The organism is Maribellus sp. YY47 (assembly GCF_023111095.1).
In the GTDB taxonomy this organism is placed as follows: domain Bacteria; phylum Bacteroidota; class Bacteroidia; order Bacteroidales; family Prolixibacteraceae; genus Draconibacterium.
The window spans coordinates 193,573-214,645 of the sequence record NZ_JALGYW010000005.1; the positions used below are offsets into that span (position 1 = coordinate 193,573).

General features: G+C 44.4%; 18 protein-coding genes. 14 read left to right on the plus strand and 4 right to left on the minus strand.

What is annotated here, in order from left to right:
* Complete coding sequence (gene rnr, locus MR764_RS05870) at positions 1 to 2,187, minus strand: ribonuclease R (protein WP_247978473.1); 2,187 nt, start codon at positions 2,185 to 2,187, stop codon at positions 1 to 3.
* A gap of 211 nt (positions 2,188 to 2,398) precedes the next feature.
* Between rnr and MR764_RS05875 the strand changes: the two genes are divergently transcribed.
* Both MR764_RS05875 and MR764_RS05880 read left to right on the plus strand, forming a co-directional pair.
* A complete protein-coding gene (locus MR764_RS05875; RefSeq protein WP_247978474.1) occupies positions 2,399 to 4,333 on the plus strand; it encodes an Ig-like domain-containing domain in 1,935 nt (644 codons plus the stop codon).
* Positions 4,334 to 4,394: 61 nt separating this feature from the next.
* A complete protein-coding gene (locus MR764_RS05880) occupies positions 4,395 to 4,691 on the plus strand; it encodes a hypothetical protein (protein ID WP_247978475.1) in 297 nt (98 codons plus the stop codon).
* A 5-nt stretch (positions 4,692 to 4,696) separates the two neighbouring features.
* Here the strand turns inward: MR764_RS05880 and MR764_RS05885 are convergent, their stop codons facing one another.
* On the minus strand, positions 4,697 to 5,080 hold the full coding sequence (locus MR764_RS05885) for a DUF3859 domain-containing protein (RefSeq protein WP_247978476.1): 384 nt from the start codon (positions 5,078 to 5,080) through the stop codon (positions 4,697 to 4,699).
* Between the two features lie 84 nt (positions 5,081 to 5,164).
* Between MR764_RS05885 and MR764_RS05890 the strand changes: the two genes are divergently transcribed.
* Both MR764_RS05890 and MR764_RS05895 read left to right on the plus strand, forming a co-directional pair.
* Positions 5,165 to 5,524, plus strand: coding sequence for a hypothetical protein (locus MR764_RS05890; RefSeq protein WP_247978477.1), 360 nt, complete (start codon positions 5,165 to 5,167; stop codon positions 5,522 to 5,524).
* A gap of 57 nt (positions 5,525 to 5,581) precedes the next feature.
* Positions 5,582 to 7,954, plus strand: coding sequence for a TonB-dependent receptor (locus MR764_RS05895; protein WP_247978478.1), 2,373 nt, complete (start codon positions 5,582 to 5,584; stop codon positions 7,952 to 7,954).
* A 66-nt stretch (positions 7,955 to 8,020) separates the two neighbouring features.
* On the opposite strand, the gene MR764_RS05900 is transcribed toward MR764_RS05895, so the two are convergent.
* A complete protein-coding gene (locus MR764_RS05900) occupies positions 8,021 to 10,348 on the minus strand; it encodes a TonB-dependent receptor (protein ID WP_247978479.1) in 2,328 nt (775 codons plus the stop codon).
* A gap of 181 nt (positions 10,349 to 10,529) precedes the next feature.
* Between MR764_RS05900 and MR764_RS05905 the strand changes: the two genes are divergently transcribed.
* Complete coding sequence (locus MR764_RS05905) at positions 10,530 to 11,429, plus strand: hypothetical protein (RefSeq protein ID WP_247978480.1); 900 nt, start codon at positions 10,530 to 10,532, stop codon at positions 11,427 to 11,429.
* A 30-nt stretch (positions 11,430 to 11,459) separates the two neighbouring features.
* On the plus strand, positions 11,460 to 12,239 hold the full coding sequence (locus MR764_RS05910; protein ID WP_247978481.1) for a radical SAM protein: 780 nt from the start codon (positions 11,460 to 11,462) through the stop codon (positions 12,237 to 12,239).
* A 750-nt stretch (positions 12,240 to 12,989) separates the two neighbouring features.
* Here the strand turns inward: MR764_RS05910 and MR764_RS05915 are convergent.
* Positions 12,990 to 13,433, minus strand: a complete 444-nt coding sequence (locus MR764_RS05915; protein WP_247978482.1) for a DUF2147 domain-containing protein — start codon at positions 13,431 to 13,433, stop codon at positions 12,990 to 12,992.
* A 79-nt stretch (positions 13,434 to 13,512) separates the two neighbouring features.
* Here MR764_RS05915 and MR764_RS05920 point away from each other — a divergent pair, with 79 nt between their 5' ends.
* From MR764_RS05920 to MR764_RS05955, 8 genes are all read left to right on the plus strand, one after another.
* Positions 13,513 to 15,900: a penicillin acylase family protein gene (locus MR764_RS05920; RefSeq protein ID WP_247978483.1), complete on the plus strand. Its 2,388-nt coding sequence runs from the start codon at positions 13,513 to 13,515 to the stop codon at positions 15,898 to 15,900.
* A gap of 228 nt (positions 15,901 to 16,128) precedes the next feature.
* Complete coding sequence (locus MR764_RS05925; protein WP_247978484.1) at positions 16,129 to 17,004, plus strand: pyruvate, water dikinase regulatory protein; 876 nt, start codon at positions 16,129 to 16,131, stop codon at positions 17,002 to 17,004.
* 63 nt (positions 17,005 to 17,067) lie between these two features.
* Positions 17,068 to 17,880: a DUF4405 domain-containing protein gene (locus MR764_RS05930; protein ID WP_247978485.1), complete on the plus strand. Its 813-nt coding sequence runs from the start codon at positions 17,068 to 17,070 to the stop codon at positions 17,878 to 17,880.
* 39 nt (positions 17,881 to 17,919) lie between these two features.
* Entirely contained in the window at positions 17,920 to 18,501 is a 582-nt protein-coding gene (locus MR764_RS05935; protein ID WP_247978486.1) for a sigma-70 family RNA polymerase sigma factor, read from the plus strand.
* A 48-nt stretch (positions 18,502 to 18,549) separates the two neighbouring features.
* Positions 18,550 to 18,984 (plus strand): zf-HC2 domain-containing protein, encoded by a 435-nt coding sequence (locus MR764_RS05940; RefSeq protein ID WP_247978487.1) that lies wholly within the window; start codon positions 18,550 to 18,552, stop codon positions 18,982 to 18,984.
* Positions 18,985 to 18,987: 3 nt separating this feature from the next.
* On the plus strand, positions 18,988 to 19,521 hold the full coding sequence (locus MR764_RS05945; protein ID WP_247978488.1) for a periplasmic heavy metal sensor: 534 nt from the start codon (positions 18,988 to 18,990) through the stop codon (positions 19,519 to 19,521).
* An 83-nt stretch (positions 19,522 to 19,604) separates the two neighbouring features.
* Positions 19,605 to 20,111, plus strand: coding sequence for a hypothetical protein (locus MR764_RS05950; protein ID WP_247978489.1), 507 nt, complete (start codon positions 19,605 to 19,607; stop codon positions 20,109 to 20,111).
* Positions 20,112 to 20,243: 132 nt separating this feature from the next.
* Entirely contained in the window at positions 20,244 to 20,936 is a 693-nt protein-coding gene (locus tag MR764_RS05955; protein WP_247978490.1) for a DUF2202 domain-containing protein, read from the plus strand.
* Positions 20,937 to 21,073: the final 137 nt, after the last annotated feature.

A 21,073-nucleotide genomic window follows, 5' to 3' on the forward strand; every position in this document is an offset into this window, starting at 1 on the left:
CTACGGAGTTGGTATTTCGAAAGTGTCAGGTTTTTCGTTTCTTGCCAGTCGAAAATCGAGCTGTTTTCGTTCCAGGTTTGTCCGCCACACTTTAACATTAATCGACTCGCCCAGTTGGAAGGTTTTTCGCGTGTGCCGCCCAACCAGCATGTAGTTGCGTTCGTCAAAAATGTAGAAGTCGTCGTCCAGTTCCGAAACGGGGATCATCCCTTCAATTTTATTTTCCAGTTCCACATAAATTCCCCAGTCGGTGACACCCGAAATCACTCCGGCATATACTTTCCCGACGTGTTCCTGCATAAATTCAACCTGTTTGTATTTAATCGAAGAACGTTCGGCGTTGGCTGCCCTCGATTCCATATCGGAGGAATGCTTGCACAGATCCTCGTATTTTTGTTCGTTGGCTGAACGGCCGCCGTCTAGGTATTTCTCCAGCAGGCGGTGCACCATCATATCCGGATAGCGGCGAATAGGAGAGGTGAAATGGGTATAATATTCAAACGATAATCCGTAGTGTCCGATGTTTCGGGTTGAATACTCGGCTTTGGCCATTGACCGGATCGCCAGCGTTTCAACTACATTCTGTTCGTTTCTTCCTTTCACCTTATTCAGCAAATTATTCAGCGAGGTAGCAATGGCTTTGGGTGTTGTGAGCTGAATGCCATAACCAAAACGCTGGATAAAAGTATTGAACGAAACCAGTTTGTCGGGATCGGGCTTGTCGTGAATACGATACACAAAGGTTTTGGCTTTGTTTTTATCCGAAACATCGCCAATAAATTCAGCAACCCTTTTGTTGGCCAGCAACATAAATTCCTCGATCAGTTTGTTTGACTCTTTTGCTTCTTTGAAGTACACCGACAGTGGTTTGCCTTTTTCATCGATGTTAAATTTGATTTCGACACGATCAAAAGCAATGGAGCCTGATTTAAAACGCGACTCCCGAAGTTTAACGGCCAGTTCGTTGAGTTTGAGCAATTCTTCCGAAAAGTCGCCGGAACCTGTTTCGATCACTTCCTGTGCTTCTTCGTAAGTAAAACGCCGGTCGGAGTGAATTACGGTTTTTCCAAACCACTGTTTTCGGATTTCTGCATTTTCGTTGAGTTCAAAAACAGCCGAAAAGCAAAGTTTGTCTTCGTTGGGGCGGAGCGAACATACGCCGTTCGAAAGCCTTTCGGGGAGCATCGGGACCACGCGATCAACCAGATACACCGAAGTGGCGCGGCTGCAGGCTTCGTCTTCAATAATCGTATTGGGGCGTACATAATGCGTTACATCGGCAATGTGAATGCCGACTTCCCAGTTGCCGTTGTCTAGTTTTTTTAACGAAAGGGCGTCATCAAAGTCTTTGGCATCAATCGGGTCGATGGTAAACGTGGTGGTTTTGCGGAAGTCGCGCCGGTTTTTGATTTCATCTTCCGAAATTTCCAGCGGAATTTTTTCGGCAGCTCTATCCACGTTCTCCGGAAATTTATGCGGCAGTTCAAATTCTGCCAGTATCGCATGCATTTCGGCATCGTTATCGCCGGTGTCGCCCAGTACTTCTTTGATCTCGCCAAAGGGATTTCGTGCATTTGCAGGCCAGTCGGTGATTTCCGCAATGGCTTTTTGCCCGTCTTTGGCGCCGTTGAGTTTTTCCTTCGGAATAAAAATATCAAAACCTACTTTGCCGGCAGGCGTAAGGAAGGCATAATTCTTTGAAGCCTGAACCGTTCCTACAAACACTGATTTGGCGCGTTCCACGATCTCTTTTACCTCTCCTTCGTAATCGTGCTTTTTTCGCCGCGCAAAAACGTGTACCCGTACTTTGTCGCCCTCCATGGCATGGTTCAGATTGCGGGACGATACAATAACCGGGCGATCCAGTTCGTCGCTGACTACGTAGGCAAATCCCTGTGGTTGCATTTCCACTATTCCGCATACCGTTCCCGTGCGGGCTTTTAGTTTGTATTTCCCACGAGCGATCAAATCGAGGTAATCGTCGTCGGCCAGTTCCTGTAAAACAATGTTTACGAGCTTTCGTGTTTCTGGATCATTAATGCCCAGAGAGCCTGATATCTGTCGGTAATTCACTGTTTTACCCGGATCTTCATACATGCCGGAGAGAATGGCGCTCTTTAATTTTTTCTTGTTGAATGTTACCGATTTCCGTGTTTTGGAACGCTGTTTATTTTTTTTCTTGCCCATTGTATTGTCAAAAATTTCACCAATCCAAGTTAATATAATTCTTAGACCCGCACTATTTTCAGGAGGCGAAGTTGCTAAAAAGTTTTTATCTCTCAGGAGCCTGCTTTAGACTTTCCTCTAACACATTTTGTTAAAATACTCTGGTTGAAATTAATAAAGCTTAACATCAAGAGTGAGCAGGAATTTGTATGTTTGTAGCCAATTTCAACGGATGAAGCTGAAGGGAAAAATACCACTGATCATTATTGCCGGCCTCGCATGGGTCGTTGTTATTTCGTCGTGTGCCAACATAGGGATGCCTGCCGGCGGGCCAAAAGATTCGATTCCTCCGGTATTGCTGGAGACCAACCCGGATTTTAAGGCATTGAATTTTAAAGGGAAAGATGTGCGTTTTACGTTTGACGAATACATTTTGCCCGATGAGATCTCGGAATCGCTGGTGATCTCTCCACCCCTAAAAAAACGGCCGATCATCAGAACCAAATCGAAGACACTTATCATTCTGTTCAATGAAGAATTGAAGGACAGTACAACGTATTCGCTTGATTTCAAAAATTCGATTGTGGACAACAACGAAAAGAATCCGATGGAAAACCTGCGCTTTTCGTTTAGTACGGGTCCGGTGTACGATTCTTTGCGTGTTGCCGGCCGGGTTGTAAATGCGGTTGACCTTGAGCCGATCGAGAAAGGGCTGGTGTTGATGCAGAGTAACCTGCACGATTCGGCGGTTTTTAAAGTGATACCCGATTATATTGCCAAAACCGACGAGGACGGATTGTTCATGATCGACAACATCGCGCCGGGATCGTATCACGTTTTTGCATTGAATGATCAGAATAATAACATGTTGTATGACGAAGGAGCCGAAGAAATTGCTTTTTACAGCGAGGTGGTGGTTCCGCGGGCAGAATTTCATGAAAACAAGGATACTATCGCAAATGCCGTGGATTCATTGCTGATAATGGGACACACGCATTTCTTTCCCGAGCCGATTTATCTGAGTTACTTTATGGAAGACATTTTTGAACAGTACATCGATAAATCGGAAAGGACCAGTGAATACAAATGCTCATTTGTTTTTAATGAGTCGGTGGAAGATACGTTTGATATCCGTTTACTTGATCATCAGGTAAGCGACTGGTACCTGATGGAATACAACCAGGAGATGGATTCCATCGTGCTTTGGATAACCGATACCACGCTGGCAAAAGAAGATTCGCTGTATATGGAGCTTTCATATTTTATGCTCGATTCCATGGCTCAGCCTTATGTTTTTCACGATACGCTTTTGATGCAATATTCGAAACCGGTAGTGGATACGAAAAAGAAAAAGAAAAAAGGCGAAGAAGAAGAAGGTCCGGCACGAATTCCTCAGTTTAGCTGGTCGACAAGCCTGGGGCCCACTATGGAGCTGGACGGGATAATTAAGATTGAGTCGCCTACTCCAATAGCTTTGTTTGATAGTACACAGGTTATATTGTACCTGAATGAGGATACACTTAAAACTCCGCTGAACATCAAATTTGAGAAAGATTCCAAGGCATGGAGAACCTACAACATTTCGTACGATTGGGAACCGCAGACCAGCTATACCCTGAGAATTGATTCAGCGGCCTGCTGGAATGTTTTTGGCGTGTCGAGTATGGCTCTGGAAAAAGGCTTCCAGACAAGGGAGGAAGATTACTATGGCTCGTTTATTTTCGATTTTAGCAATGTTCCCGGGCCAATGATCGTCCAACTTCTGAAAAACAGCAAAGAAGAAGAGGTTTTGCGACAGAAATTTTTTGATAAAGATGGCGAAGTAGAATTTGATTTGGTACCTCCTGAAAAATACAAGATCAAGATTATATACGATACCAACGGAAACGGTAAATGGGATGGCGGAAGTTACCAGGACAAAATTCAACCTGAATTGGTTTCATATTTGCCGGAACTTATCAAATTACGGTCGAACTGGACTGAGAAGCGTATCTGGGACGTAACTCCCAATCCTGAATTCGTGAAGAAAATCATCGACCAGGAAGCCGAAGAACAAAAACGTAAAGCTGAACAGGAGAAGGCCAGGAAAGAAAAAGAAAACGAAAAGAAGAATAATAACTTCAATACCGGAGGCGGTAGCAATCTTATGAGAGGAGGAGGTTTTTAATCTGTCATCTCAGCGTTTATCGTTTAATTTTGTATGTTTAATTAACTTTTAATGAATTATCATGGCAAGTGTTAGGAATCTGAAAAAAGACATCGACCTGATTATGTCGCTGGCATTAAGTGATTGTTTCTATGTGTTGGAATACAACAGTAAGATTGACGAAGAAGCAGTGTATGCAATTGCCGGTGAAATTGTTCAGAAGCACCGCGAATTAAGGCTTAGAGCGATACATCCCGATGGAAAAGATAATACCAAATTAGTAAAAGAATACTACAAAAGTTTGGTGCAGGATATGCTGAAAGCAACTGATACCGCGTTGGAAAAACTGTCGGAAGAGGTAAAGAAAGTAGCCAGCTAAAATCATCATTTCAGGTTAAAAACCTTGTTGGCTATCATTTTGCCTTCGTACCAGGTGCTTAATTCCCATTTCCCCAATTTGTCCGCGAGCGGTTCCCATATGCAATCGCCCAGGTAAAATTCAAAATCATTGGTACGAATAAATTGCTCCCCCGTAAAGGGCGGAGTAATTTGTCCGCTTTCATCCAAAAAAGGAGGGTGATCGATCCTGAATTGAAGGGTTTCTCCCTTCCCGTTTTTGATGTGCAAAACATACCCGAATTCCGTACCGATCGAAGCCTTTATTTCAGTAGTGAAGTCAAGGATTTTTGGAATTTCTCTGCTTTCACGGTCCCATTTCGAATATTCACCAAAGGCATACAGTTTAAAAGTTGGTCTTCGTTTTGTCATCGTTAATTTTAAGCAAAAGTAATTAAAGTTATTAATTTAGATTAATTTAAAATTATACCTTAGCAGCCTTATTAATCAGGCTTTGTGGAGTTTATAAGAAGACATAATAAGTTGTGGTTTGCATTGATGTTGCCGGTATATCTGTTTATCGTCAACACTTCAATACAAAATAAGCACACCCACTTTTATGCCAACGGAATGGTGGTCACCCATTCGCACCCCATACACTCCGGAGAAAACGAGCCTGCCAATCACCACGGACACGCCAAAACTGAAATTTGCTTTTTTAGCACACTTCATTTCGATGTTGCTGAGGTGCCGTTATACATAAGCTCCCTTGCAAAATTACCTGAAATTCATTTCGAATACTTCGTTCAGGATGCACATTTAATCCTTTCAGATCAGGATCAGAGATCCAATCCGCGTGCACCTCCGGTCGCGTAATTTCATTTTCCACTTTCTTTTTTACGACATTATTTATTAACCTGATCATTATTAATCATGAAGAATATAATGGCACTTTTTGTGCTTTTATTCAGCTTTCATGGGGTGAAAGCTGTATATACACTCGACGACGATAAAAAACCGAATACCGATGCCATGTTGTTTGGCGAAGTAAAATCGGGCGAAGACCACATTCCCTTTGCCACCATAACCATTAAGGGTACCACCGTTGGAACTGCCGCCGATGCAACCGGTCATTTTAAAATGACCAACATTCCCGTTGGAAAACAAACCGTTCTGGTTTCGGCCATTGGCTACAAAGCTTTCGAAAAAGAGATGCTTTTTGAATCGAAAAAAAGTGTAACGCTTTTTGTACAACTCGAGACCGATAATATTGGATTGGAACAGGTGGTGGTTTCTGCCGACAGGAACGCAAAAAGCCGGAAAGAAACAGCCACCATAGTAAGCAGTATTAATCCGAAATTATTTGACAGGGTACAAAGTGTTACACTCAGTGAGGGGCTTAACTTTTCGCCCGGGCTGCGTATGGAAAACAACTGTCAGAACTGTGGTTTTACACAGGTTCGGATGAATGGCCTGGAAGGACCGTATTCCCAGATTCTGATCAACTCGAGGCCTGTATTCAGCGGACTTGCCGGAGTTTACGGGCTGGAACTGATCCCTGCCAATATGATCGAGCGGGTAGAAGTGATTCGCGGAGGTGGTTCGTCGATGTACGGTAGTAATGCCATTGCCGGAACCATTAACCTGATCACCAAAGATCCGGTGGCGAATAATTTTGAAGGCGCATTATCGAACAGTACCGTTGGCGTTGGACTGGATGGAGAAGCTGCTACCGATTATAACGTAAACCTCAATGGCTCGTATGTAACCGATGACTACCGCACCGGGATGAGCATTTTCGGTTTTCATCGCAAACGGGATGGTTTTGATGCTAACGGTGACGGTTTCACCGAACTGGCCAAAATAAAAAACCTCACATTGGGCGGAAGATTGTATCAACGCATTGCCAACCGTGCCAAATTAACGGTCGACTATTTTAATATTTATGAATTTAGAAGAGGTGGTAACCGCTTCGATTTGCCGATGCACGAATCCGATGTTACCGAAAGTGTGACACACCGTATTAATTCTGGAGCTTTGAACTTCGATCAGCTTCTGCGTGAAAACGACAAGTTCTCCGCTTTTCTTTCTTTGCAGGGGGTACACCGCGATTCTTATTACGGTGCCAACCAGGATTTGTCAGCCTACGGAGAAACCGACGATTTAACTTATTCGGCAGGCGCCCAGTACATCCGTGAAATCGGTTACCTGATGTTTGCACCAGCCACTTTAACCGCCGGAATCGAATCGACCGGTAGTTCGATGGAAGATCAGAAACTCGGGTATTACGATCCGGAAATAGATGAGCATTTTGATAATACGCTGGTTGCAGATCAGAAAATAGCCACTAATGCAGGATTTTTACAGGCTGAATGGAAAACCAATAAGGTGGTTTTTAGCACGGGTTTACGATACGATCACTATCAGATAACAGAAAAAACGGGTGATGGCGACAAAATTTCGGGGAATGTATTTAGCCCCCGCGTGAGTGTGCTGTATAATATCTCGCACCATTTGCAGTTTCGCACCGGGTTTGCCCGGGGATTCCGTGCTCCGCAGATCTTTGACGAAGATTTACACATCGAGACCTCGGGTTCCCGAAAAGTAATTCATAAAAATGCGGCGGATTTGAAACAGGAATCGTCTAACAGTATCACTGCTTCGCTCGATTTTAGTGAAGAAGTGGGGAAGTGGCAATTCCAGTTGCTGCTCGAAGGATTTTATACACACCTTGATAATCCGTTTGCCAACGAATACGGAGTTCCTGATGAGGACGGAACCGTAATTTATACAAGGGTGAATGCCGAAGACGGTGCTACTGTTCAGGGAGTGAATATCGAATTGAATGCATCACCTTCCGGGAAGTTTCAGCTTCAATCCGGTTTTACTATTCAGAAGAGTGAGTTTGAAACACCGCAGGAGTTTAACGAAAAGCGCTTCTTTCGCACTCCCAACACGTACGGGTATTTGAGTATGAATTACAATCCTGTTCCGGTGTTCAATATTGCAGCAACGGGAAATTTCTCCGGCCCCATGCTGGTTCCGTATTTCGGGCCTTCGATTGCTGATCCTGACGCAGGGGAATTGCGGGAAAGTACCTCGTTTTTTGATGCGGGAATTAAATTCAGCTACGATATTAAAGTGGCCGATAACGCCCGTGTTCAGCTTAATGCCGGAGTGAAAAATATCTTCAACAGTTATCAAAAAGATTTTGATAGCGGTGTTGATCGCGACCCGGGTTATATGTACGGGCCACTTACGCCGCGCACCCTATATTTTGGTCTGAAAATCGGGAATTTGTATTAGAAATTTCTTTCATCTGAACAGTGAATACAGAAGGGACCGGTTGTTCAACAACTGGTCCCTTCTATTTTAATTGAATAGCTTAATTCCGAAGTAGAAGGTACGGGGTTTCGACGGGCCGTAAACAAAACCACTGTCCCTGTTTTTGCCGCTGTCGAAATTGTCCTGGTAGTTGTCAAAAAGGTTGCTGAATCCGGCAAAAAGTTGAATCGATGAATCGATGCGTTTCAACTCGAAAGTATAGCCAGCTTTCAGGTTCGTCTCCAGAAATGAATCCGACTTGTACAACTGGTCTTGCTCGGGTGTTCCCGGATCGCCTGCCAGTCCGTAGTGTGGAACCAGCATGCTTCCTGTGTAAACTCCCGATAACGATAGGCTGATCTTCTGGGCCGGAGTCCAGCTGAAAGTATAATAACCATAGCTTTCGGGTGTCCGCAGGTAATCTTTTACTCCCGGCAATTCTTCCGACCAGGCGACTGCCTCATCATAAATGCTTTTTTGAAGCGTTAAACCGGCTTCCATTTGTAATTTCCGGTCGAAGTTGGCACGAGCCTCGAAAGTAGCTCCGTAAACCTGGCTATTCCCACCGTTTCTTTTTTCGAGAATCGAGTTTCCGTTTGAATCATTTCCGAGTTCCTCTAACACAAAAGCATTTTTTAGTTGCGTATAAAATCCCTCCAAAGTAAAACCAACAATATGTTTTTCAGTGGGGCGATCCCAATTTAGCGATGCACTCCAGCTTTGCGATTTTTCTTCTTCAAGCTGATCGGCCAGCTCCACGGTCTGAATTCCTCCTCCGGCAAAAGCAATGTGCATGTCAGCGTCAAAGGCCTGCGGCGCCCTGAATCCGGTCGACCATGATAAGCGTAGCTGCGTGTTTTGATGAGGTTTAACCAGTAACGACACACGCGGATTAATAATCAGCTTGTCCACATAATTGTGTTGATCTGCCCGAACTCCCGCAAGCAGTGTTGTTTTTCGGGTGAGCGACCAGTCGCTTTGAACAAAGGCTCCAAAATTACGGGTGTTCTGATCGATGAGATAATTGTAGGCTTCAATCTGGTCGTAAACATCGTCGGTTACATATTCGGCCCCGAAAGTAAAAATGTTGGTTCCTGCACCCAGAAAGTCATTGATTGCATGGTTTAGCTGCGTTCCAAACTGAAAAGTGTGATTTTTTGAATGGCCGTACGGAGGCTGGTTGTTGTAATCGGTAAGTTCCTGGTCGCCGTCGGGGGCAATGCCGGTAAAATGCTTGCGTTTGGTGTACTGACCGGCTGTGTATAAAATCAGGTTTGTTCGCATGCTCAGGTTGTTTTCGTAATCCAGTCCGCCCATAATAATATCGTGAGTGCGCTCCTCCGATTGCTTCGCCATAAATGCCGGCCCGTCAATCATTTCTCCTCCATACCGGTATTCGTGGGTGCTTGAAAAGTTGGCCTCCAGTTTTTCATCTTCGTTTATTTTGAAGAAGGAATTAATCCCAAAAGAGTTGTTGCTGATTTGTGGAAGTTCCGAAAAATTATCATTGTTATGGTCGTAGGCATCCCTGTCCCGGTGAAAGGCATACATTGCCATTCCTGCATTTCTTTTTTGTGACAGAGCCGTTAGGGTTGCATTTACATTGTAATCCAATGCATCGCCCGAAATCAATTGGTTATTGGAAGTTACCTCATACGAGTTTCGCTGTGGAAGCTTGGTAATAATGTTGACGGTTCCGCCAATGGCACTTGAGCCGTATAGCGCCGATCCTCCGCCCCGAACCACTTCAATACGATCAGCCAGAGCAGTGGGGAGTTGTTCCAGTCCGTATAACCCGGTTAGCGGACTAAATACTGCCCGGCTGTTAATCAGTATCTGGCTGTAGGCGCCTCCCAGTCCGTTCATTCGCAGTTGAGTGTAGTTACAGGTCTGGCAATCGGTTTCCATACGCAGGCCCGGCTGGAAACTCAGCGATTCAGAAATGGTTTGGGCAGCTACTTTTTCAATGGTTTTGGCATCCAGCACATTCACGATTACGGCACTTTCGGTTTGTCGTTTAAATGTTTTGGTACCGGTGATCACCACTTCGTCCATGTGGATCACATCCTCTTCCAGGTCAAATTTAACTTCCAGTGTTTCGCCGGCTTTTAGCACAACTTTTTGCTTCTTCTGTTTATACCCCACCATTTTCGCCACCAATGTATATTCGCCTACGGGCAGGTCAACCAACATATAGTGTCCGGTTACATCGGTGGTGGTTCCAAAGCGTGTGTTTTCCAGAAATATATTTACAAAGGGAATGTGTTCGCCGCTTGAAACGACATGTCCCGTGATTACCACATCGTTGTGTTCCTGTGCTATAACTGAGTTAACGGAAAGAAGTAGTATGATTAATGCAGTTGCAAGTTTGCGCATGATGTAATTCATTTAAGATTGGTAAATGTATCATTCGGGTACAATAACGTAATTTATCTAGAAAGATTCTAAATAAAATAATTAATTTCTTCAAAATTTAATTCTGAATTGATCGTTTTTGTTTTGTTTGCCTTAGCTTAAAAGATTACTAAATTTGCCACTTCAATTTATACTTCGAACTATGAGTAACGAAATGAATACCGGTCAGCAAAAGAAGAATTTGAGAAACAATATCATCGTAATTGCTTTGTCTGTGGTTTTGGTGTTGGTTGTCGGCTTGTTTTTTATGCAACGCCGTGAACATAATTCAGTGGTCAAGGAAATAAAAGCAGAAAAGGATTCCATTCAGTTTCAACTGACACAGATTGCTGCCAGTTACGATTCGATGAGCACCGAGAACGATACCTTAAATGAACAGCTTTTTGTGGCTCAGGCAAAAGTAAAGGATCTTTTGCTTGAAGTGGAACAGACCAAAAAAGTGAGTTATTCAAAAATAGCCGATTACCAAAAACAGGTAACCACACTGAGAGGCATCATGCGAAATTTTGTGGTGCAAATTGATTCGCTGAACAGAAGAAATGAGGAGTTGATGGCCGAAAACCTGGAAGTAAAACAACAGTACATGCAGGTAGAGCAAAAGAATCAGCAGTTAAGTCAGGAGAAACAACAACTGCAGCAGAACTTGAAAATTGCTGCAAAACTTGAAGCCCGGGAATTGGTTGCTGAACCAATAAATGATAAGGCAAAAGTGACAAAGTTTACCAAGCGCACGGAAAAAATACGCATCTATTTTGTACTGGGACAAAACCAGGCCACACCACGAGGCGCTAAAAATGTGTATGCCCGTATCATGCGCCCCGATCAGTTGTTGATGACCAAATCGGAAAAAGACCTGTTTCAGTTTGAGGACCTGAAGATTCAGTATTCGGCCATGCGCGAAGTGGTGTATGAAGGAAAAGATTTGCCGGTGGCTATTTTCTGGGACAATACCAACGAACCCGAACTGATGAAGGGCACTTATACCGTGAATCTGTTTGCCGATGGAAACGAAATTGGCAACACAACTTTTACGCTCCAATAAATCCGTTTTTGTAGAGACGGGACTCTTTTTATGGCAACTTTTTTATTTGATAAGATAATTTTCGGCCCGGTAAAGAGCCGCAGGCTGGGTGTTTCCCTGGGGATTAACCTGCTGCCTACCCAGGCAAAAGTTTGTTCGTTCGATTGCATTTATTGCGAATGTGGATTCAACCCTAAAGAATACGAAGAGAAAGTATCGCTTCCTGCACGCGAAGAGGTAAAAGCCCGTTTGGATACCAAGTTACGGGAAATGGCTGCCGAAGGACAGTTGCCCGATGTAATTACTTTTGCCGGAAACGGAGAACCAACGCTTCATCCCGAGTTTGCCGGAATCATTGACGACACCATTGAGCTTCGGGATCATTTAGCGCCTGACGCAAGGATTGCTGTTCTTTCCAACGCTACGATGATTCACCGGAAGCCGGTTTTTGATGCCTTGCTCAAAATAAAAGACAACATACAAAAACTGGATTCGGCGTTTGCAGAAACTGTAAAAAGCATCGATTGCCCGAAGGCTTCTTTTGATCTTCAGCGGACCGTTGAACAATTGATTGCCTTCGAAGGGAAAGTGATCATCCAAACCATGTTTATCCGCGGAAGTTTTAAAGGGGAGGTAATCGATAATACCACCGAAAAGGAAATTGCAGCCTGGCTTGAATTGTTGAAACAAATCAAACCGCGGCAGGTGATGATCTACACCATTGCCCGCGACACTCCGGTGGAAACGCTTCAGAAAGTTTCTTTGGAAGAACTAAACGCAATTGCAGACCGCGTCCGAAATGCCGGATTCGATGTGCAGGTTTCAGGGTAGGTGAGTTTAGAGTTCAGAGTTCAGAGTTCAAAGTTCAGGGTTAGGGTTTAGAGTGAGTAAAGAATCGGGTATCCGGAATCCAGCATTGAGTATCCGGAACACCCCCTCCGTCATTCCGGTGTCAATGCCGCCTGAATTCCTCGCCCCCCAATGGGGACAAATTAAAAGCTGCGAGCCACGAGCTCTGAGTAACCGCTTACAATGCCTGCTTTGGTTGCTGCAGCGACCTTTTCAACTTAAACAACTTCCACTTGATTTCAAACAATGACCACTTCAACTTAAACAACCTCCACTTGAGTTTAAACAATGACTGTTTAGATTGAAACAATAAGTACTTGAACCTTCGCAATGAGCATTTTAGACGAAACATTGTCAGGTTTGATTCAAACAATAAATACTTCATCTGAAACAATGTCAGGTTTGACCTTCGCAACAACTACTTGAGTTGTAACAATAACCGCTCGGGGTACAACAACGACCTCTTGAACTCAAACAACGAGTTCTTTGGTTGTAGCATCGACTACTTCAACCTCCGCCGGGCGGGTACCCGCGTTGTTTTTTATCTTTTCCAAAGTTCCAAGCTTTGGAAAAGGTTGTTATCTGCCAACCAGATCCGGGACAAAAGCCAATTTTTCGTAAAAAATAATGTATTAGTGTAGTCCTTATCTTTGACGACTGAACTCTGAGCTTTGAACTTTGAACTCTGAGCTTTGAGCCCTGAACTTTGAACTCTAAACTCTGAACTCTGAACTAAAGCGTTGTCCGATACCATTCCGAGCTTTTGCCCATCCAGCGAATACCGGCTACAAAACCTTTGAGTTTCAGCAGATCATTGTTTTCGAACCAGGCATAGCAATCGTAGGTTTTGCCCGATTTCGGGTCGTAAATTTTTCCTTCTTTCCACTCTTTGTTTTCGGAATTGTACACAAATCCATCCAGGATATGGACTCCGACCAGCGGACGTTCGCGAAGTTTTTCTTCCGGATTTTTATCGTCTTTTGGCGCTTCTCCGTTCACATATTTTTCAGGAATCATGTAAACGATGGTGCCAATAAACTTCCCGTCTTTCTTTTCAATCTCAATTTTTGATGTTTTTTCTTCATTCCACCAGATTCCAACTATTTTGTCGGCTTCCTGGGCAAATCCTGCAAGACCATAAATTGCAAGGAAAAAAAGGATGATTAATTTCTTCATACGTTTATTTTGATCTAATTTTAAGCTTAAATATAAAAAAGATTCATTCATCGGGTGAAAAAATACTAATCCATTCTTTATGAAAATCATTAAGCGTGTCTTGTTTTCGCTGTTCATTTTGATCGTACTCGCACTTATCGCGGGTGTTTTTTTTGTTCAATACTTAAAAAAGGCTGCAGTTCCCGACTACAACAAAAGCTTTATTTTATACGGTTTGAAGTCGGAAACAGAAGTATTTCGCGATGAGCACGGAATTCCACATATTTATGCAAAATCAGATTCCGATTTATACCGGGCCGTAGGGTTTGCCATGGCGCAGGACCGTTTGTGGCAGATGGATTTGCTGCGACGCGTTACACAGGGGCGTTTGTCTGAAATTTTAGGGAAAGACCAGGCAGAAACCGATTTGTTGATGCGCGCTTTGCGGATTCAGGAAAAGTCGCAAAAAATTCTGGAACAGTCCGATCCCGAAGTTGTGTCGGCGCTTCAGGCGTTTTCCGACGGCGTGAATCAGTATATCGCACAGTTTCCGCTTCCTCCTGAATTTAGGGTGCTGGGTTACCAGCCCGAGTGGTGGAAACCGGTGCATTCCATTAACCTGATTGGCTACATGTCGTGGGATTTATCGATGGGATGGGGAACCGAATATTTTTTGCATCAGCTCAGGGCCGAAGTACCCGATTCAATGATCGCAGAAATGATCCCCGATCTGGACAAACACCCGACAACCGTTTTTGAAGCATTCGGAAATAACCGGATTGATGCAGGTTCCTCCTTGCTTTCAGCCACTCAGAAGTTGAAAGATATGGGGATCGAAATATTTAACGGCAGCAACAACTGGGCGGTTGCCGGTAAAAAAAGTGTAACCGGAATGCCTTTGCTGGTCAACGATATGCACCTCGGTTTGTTTGCTCCGGGTATTTGGTACCAAATGCACCAGGTAGTTGAAGGGAAACTGGATGTTACAGGTGTTGTGGTTCCGGGGCAGCCTTTTGTAATTGCGGGGCACAACGACCGGATTGCCTGGGGAATGACCAATGTAATGCTCGATGATCTTGATTTTTACCGGGAAAAACTCAACGAAGACTCCACCAAATACTGGTTCGACGGAGCCTGGAAAGACCTGATCATTCAACCCGAAATCATAAAAACCAAAGAGGGAGATTCCATTCAAACCGAACTGAAGTTTACGCATCGCGGCCCGATTGTGAACCGCATGAAAAAGGAAAAGGAAATGCCTTTGTCGATTCGTTGGCTGGGGAACGAAATGAGTAACGAGATCCGAACGGTGTACCTGGTAAACAGGGCAAAGAACTGGGATGATTTTCGCAATGCAATGAGCACTTTTATTTCGGTGAGTCAGAATGTAGTGTATGCCGATGTGGATGGGAATATTGGTTTGCAGTGCACTGCCGGTATTCCGCTTCGTGAAGGCTCGGGCATTGAAATTTATCCCGGCGACAGCAGCAAATACGACTGGAAGGGACTGGTTCCCTTTGAAGAACTACCTTACGAATACAACCCGGAAAGAGGCTATGTTTCTTCGGCCAACAACAAAACGGTACCCGATGGCTATCCGTATTACATCAGTCACTGGTTTGCTACGCCAAGCCGCATTGATCGTATTCGCGAGATGCTGGAAGCAAAAGAAAAGCTGGGTGTGGATGATTTTAAAGCCATGCATGCCGATGTAAAATCGAAAACGGCGGAACGTATGACACCGGTTTTTCTCGCTTCGTTGAAAACGAAAGCAGATTGGTCGGCTACCGAAAAAGCAGCTTTGGATAAATTACTTGCCTGGGATTTTCAGTTAACACGTGAAAGCCAGGCGGCGTCGGTATTTGAAGTGTTATACCGAAAAGTGATGGAGAACCTCGTAAAAGATGATCTTTCTTCGGAGTTGTTTGAAAAGATGAAAGGTGAAAAAATGCTTTTGGAGAACTTGTTGATGAATGTGCTTGCCGATCAGAATTCTGTGTGGATCGACAATAAAAATACGCCCGGGAAAGAAAACCTGGATGATGTGGTGCAGCAGGCCTTTGCTGAAACCGTGCAGGATCTTTCCGGGGAACTTGGAACAGATGTCGAACAGTGGCAATGGGGAAAACTTCATACGATTACCCTGAAACATCCGCTGGGCGTGGTAAATGCGCTGAACAAAGTGTTAAAGCTGAATCGCGGGCCATTCCCGGTTCCGGGGAGTTATCACACGGTTTGCCCGTACGCCTATTCTTTCCGCAACCTGTATAAAACGAACCACGGCGCTTCGGAGCGGCATATTTTTGATGCCGGAAACTGGGATCGTTCGGAAACCATTATCCCGACCGGGACAAGCGGAATTCCGGCCAGCGAGTTCTATCTTGATCAAACCGAAATGTATTTGCAGAATCAGTATCATGCCGATCCTTTCAGTAAAACAGAAGTAGAAAAGGCTGCAAAATTCAAAATGACGCTCAATCCTGACTAATCTCTTGGAAAAAGTTGGTAAGTAGAGTCATATTTGTAGAACACTGCATTGATTTGCGTGTTTTTAAGAAACAGTAGTAAAGCCATGCAACGCGCGTGAGGATGGAATGAGTCATGCTGAATTTCGTTTCACATCAACCAAAACGAATGAAAGCATGTACGGGAGTGCTCCGTAAAATAAAGGGAGATAATTCCAGACAAAGCCGTTGAAATAAAACAATTATAACCGATGAAAATGAAAAAAAACGCCCCTATCTATGTTGTTTCCGGTGGTCGCGGAATTGCCGGAAATAATTTACTTCAATCGATACTGATCCAATATCCCGATAACAAAATTCCGGTAGAAATCATTGGTGGAGTGAATACGGAAGATATGGTATTTGATGTGGTAATGCGCGCCAAAAGCGAAGGCGGACTTATCACGCACACCATGGTAAATCCTTTTTTGCGGAAAAGGATCAACGAACTGGCCAACGAGTTTAATGTGGAAGTAATCGACCTGATGGGCGATTTGGCCCGCTATCTGGACCGGACCCTGAATGTGGAGCCTTTGCAGCATCCGGGTTTGTACCGCGAGCTGAATCAGCAGTATTTCGACCGGATAGAGTCTATTGAATATACGCTTTCGCACGACGATGGCATGGGCCCCCAAAGGCTGAGACAGGCTGAAATCGTACTCACCGGAGTTTCGCGTGCCGGAAAAACACCACTCAGTGTTTACCTGGCCATGTATGGCTGGAAAGTCGCCAACGTTCCCCTGGTTCCCGGTGTTCAGCCTCCCGACGAGCTCTTTGAAATCGATCCGAACCGGGTTTTTGGATTACACATCGGAGCCGGTCAGTTGATTGCCCACCGTATGAAACGCATACAAGGCTGGAACAACCATCGCAGTGATTCGTATGTCGATCAGAACGCAGTGCGCGAAGAGATACGGAATGCCATGTTTGTGTTCGACAAGGGAGGCTTTACCGTCATCAATGTTTCCAATAAGCCTATTGAAAGTACGGCTAACGAAATTTTGAAACTCATGTCGGAGCGTTTTGTGTACCGCGGCAGAAAGCTCGAATCGCCTTATCACGATCAAAAATCAGATACTTCAAAATAAGAGCGCAAGTTTTTTCAGATGCCGGTGTCTTACGGTTGATGAGAACTTAATTTCAATTGTAAGATGAATAAATTTAGCTGGCGTGCGTTTATAAGCTTTGGGCTTACCTACGCAATGGTTGTTCTCCTTGTTTCGGGAATAGTTTTGTATGTTTCGCCTCCCGGACGTTATGCGCATTGGGTAAACTGGACATTGTGGGGATTTTCAAAAGAAGAATGGCAATCCATTCATACGGTGTTCTCGCTGGGCTTTATCGTCTTGTCTGTTTTTCATCTTTTCTCGGCCAACTGGAGAGTGTTTCTTTCCTACCTAAGGTCGAAGGCCACTGGTAGTTTTGGCAGAAAACGCGAATTACTGCTTTCAACTGTTGTGGTACTGGTATTTTTATTTGGAACAGTATTTTCGTTGCCACCCTTCCAAAATGTGATGGCGCTGGGTGAAGATCTCACCAACTCGTGGGAAAAAACCGAAGAGCGGGCACCCGTTCCGCACGCCGAATTGCTAACACTGGCTGAACTGTCGGATCAACTAAAACTTGATTCGGTGGAAGTAATTACCCGAAAACTGAACAACCACAAAATCAGCTTTGAAAATGTTCATTCGCAATCGTTGCAGGAAATAGCCGTTGCCAATGGTACTACACCAATGGAGATCTACGAAATTATTTCGAAACCGGCCGGAAATTCCATGCAGGGAGCCGGTGTTGGACGCAAAACGCTGGAAGACTTTGCTTCAGAACTTGGGAAAAGTGTCGACGAAATGCTCGCAGTTTTACAACAAAACAACATTGAAGCTGAGAAAGGTCAGACGCTTCGGACCATTGGAGAAAACAATAATATTCCCCCGCGCGATGTGTACAATTTGATTTCAAAATAATGAAAACTAACCTTCATTTATTGTAATTTTCGGGAGCTAATGTCGGATCAGGAAATCATAGAACAGCTTAAGCAGGGCAGCGAAGCAGCTTTCCGGAAACTGGTTGAGAGCCACCAAAAGCTGGTGGTTAACACCTGTTTCGGGATGGTTCATAATCGTGAAGATGCCGAAGACATTGCACAGGACGTTTTTATCGAGGTCTACCGTTCTATTCAGCAGTTCCGCGCCGATTCCAAGCTTTCTACCTGGTTGTACCGGATTGCCGTTAATCGTTCGTTAAACCACATTCGCGACAATAAAAAACACAAATGGTTCCAGTCGTTTGAAAAAGATGAAGAGGCCAAAAGCCGCCAGCTCTTTCAGGTTGAGTCTTCCGCGGCAGACAATCCCGGATACGAGATGGAGAACAAACAACGGGCAGCTATTTTGTACGGGGCGATTAACAGTCTGCCCGAAAACCAGAAAGTAGCCTTTACGTTGAACAAGTACGAAGATCTTTCTTACCAGGAGATTTCTGAAGTCATGGAAATGTCAGTTTCCTCGGTGGAATCGCTGTTGTTTCGGGCAAAAAAGAACCTTCAAAAGAAACTATACCAATGCTACAAAAAGAAGTGTATGTAGCGCAAGTTTTTAAGAATGAATGTGTCATATAAACAAATACTGAAAAGAATGAAATGCAAGGCAGCACATAGCAAACTAATTTTCTTTCTCGAGAGAGAGCTTCCGGAACCGGAAATGAAAGCGGTTCAGGAACATCTGGCTGTTTGTCCGGATTGCGCTCTTTTCGCCGAAGAAATGAAAAGGACACTCAGTATTTTGGAAACAGAAAAAGTTTCGGAAGTCAATCCTTATTTCTATACACGTGTAAAAGCCAAACTCGATCGTCCTTCAGAAATTCAGCTTAGCGGAATCCGCAGCTCAGTGTTGGTTCGGGTACTTCAGCCCGTGGCTTTTTCCATTGTTTTGATTTTGGGCGTTTACGGAGGAGTAAAAATGGGTGCCACAGGAGCAAAAACAGGGTCGGCGTTTACTGCTGAGCAGGAAATGGTTCCTTATTTAAATGAAATGGATGTGGAACCTTTGGAAACCTTTTTAATGGAGTAAGTTATGAGGACCAGGAATACATACCGCATACTTATCTGGATCATCGTGATTCTGGTGGCAACCAATCTTTCCATGGGACTTTCGTTCTGGTATCACCGACATCAGGAAACAAAGGCTGCTGCAGAAGTAAGTATACAGCAGGAAGAAATTCCTTCGGAACAGCGAACACGTTTTTTCAGGGAACAGCTTAACCTGAGCCCGGACCAGTTGGATGTTTTTCGGGAACTGAACCGTGAATTTAACCGGAGTGCACGCAAGGAATCGGATGAACTGGAGGAGTTGCGTCTTCAAATGGTTGAAGAAATGGGAAAACAGTCGCCGTCGCAGGAAAGACTCGACTCAATTGCTCAGGAAGTTGGAGGTCACCATTCGGAACTGAAAGAGATTACCATGAACTACTACCTGCAGATGAAAGCCATTTGTGACAGCGATCAGCAGGAAAAACTGAAAGAGATCTTTCTCTCAGTTTCGAAGTCGAAAGAAGAAATTGCATTGCCGCAGCGGGGGCACAGACATAGGGGAGGAAATGATCGTTAAAATAAATTCTGTAAAATATCAAACCCGTTTCGAAACGACGTAACGGAATCAATAAAAGTCATAATCATTTAAATCGTAAGACAATGAAATCGTGCAACTTAAAAAAGATTGCCTGGGTGTTCTTTGCCCTGGCGCTAAGCACCTCTACCGCATTTGGTCAGGGAGGCAGACAAGGAAACAGGAATGTAAACCAGCAAAAGGGAACCTGTTTAAACTACATTTCGGATTTAACCGAAGACCAACAGTCGCAGATCAAGGCTATGAATGAAAAGCATTGGGAAACAATGGATGAGCTGCAGACTAAACGCCGTTCCACTACCAATGCTGTTGAGAAAAGCGAAATCAGAACCGAGATGCTTAAAACCGTGGAAGCCCATCGCAACGCAGTAAGGGAACTTCTTACCGAAGATCAGCAAAAAAGATATGATGAGCTGCAGGCGAATGCCGGAACGGGGAAAAGCCAAAACGTTGGCCGGGGAAACGGCAACGGAGGCAAACGTGGTCGCGGACAGGGAAACGCTTGTGTTAATGCCCGGTCGAATCGGGGCTGGAACCAGGCCGGGCGGGGAGCATGCCGCTTTAGTAATTAACGTGAGTTCGATCTAAGCGAACACACATTAAGTTAAGAGATAGTTTCAAAAGCTTCGGGTGAAAATCCGGAGCTTTTTTTTGCACAAGTTTTTCCGACTAAAAGTGTCTAACTCAAAACAAATATTCAGATTATGAAGACAATAATATTCACTTTGGCAAACGTGCTTTTCCTCGTATTGCAGTTAAGCGGGTATTCACAGAGTGTTTCAATATCAGCTTCTGAGAAAGAAGGGATTTTACTGATGCGTGAAGAAGAGAAACTGGCGCACGATGTTTATACTTTGTTGTACGATAAATGGCAGTTACAGCCGTTCAGCAACATCTCGGGCAGCGAAAGCAGGCATTTCGATGCAATGGGCTATTTACTGGAAACATTTGAGCTGAATGATCCGGCATTTCCGGAAGCCGGGAGGTTCAAAAACCGGGAGTTGGCTGTGCTTTACGACTCGCTCGTAAGCCGGGGGAGTGAATCTTTACTGGCAGCACTTGAAGTTGGGGCGTATATTGAAGAAGTGGATATTCTCGATCTAAAAGAACTTATTGAAACCTCTTCGAACGATGCCATTGCTGCCGTTTATTCCAATTTGTTACGCGGATCAGAAAATCATATACGGGCGTTTACCCGGCAATTGTCGTGGAGAGATTTGGAATATGTTCCAACGGTGCTGGATGCGGAAATATATTCGGCCATAGTGGGTACAAGCATCCAATGCGGAAATCGCGGCAATTGTATCAATGCTACGCCCCATTCAAATAATTGCAAGCAGCAGGGCGGAAAGCAATTTCGAAATCGCGGGAAACAAAACGGATGTTGGAACAACTGATCCGTTTCTTGTGACAAGAATACTTATCCCTGACTTGTTCAAAGGCTTGGCCATATTGTGCCGGGTTCTGGTGTAGCCCGGTTATCGATCGCTGAATTTGAGTGGGGTATTGAACAACAAAAATAAAGCTGACCAAT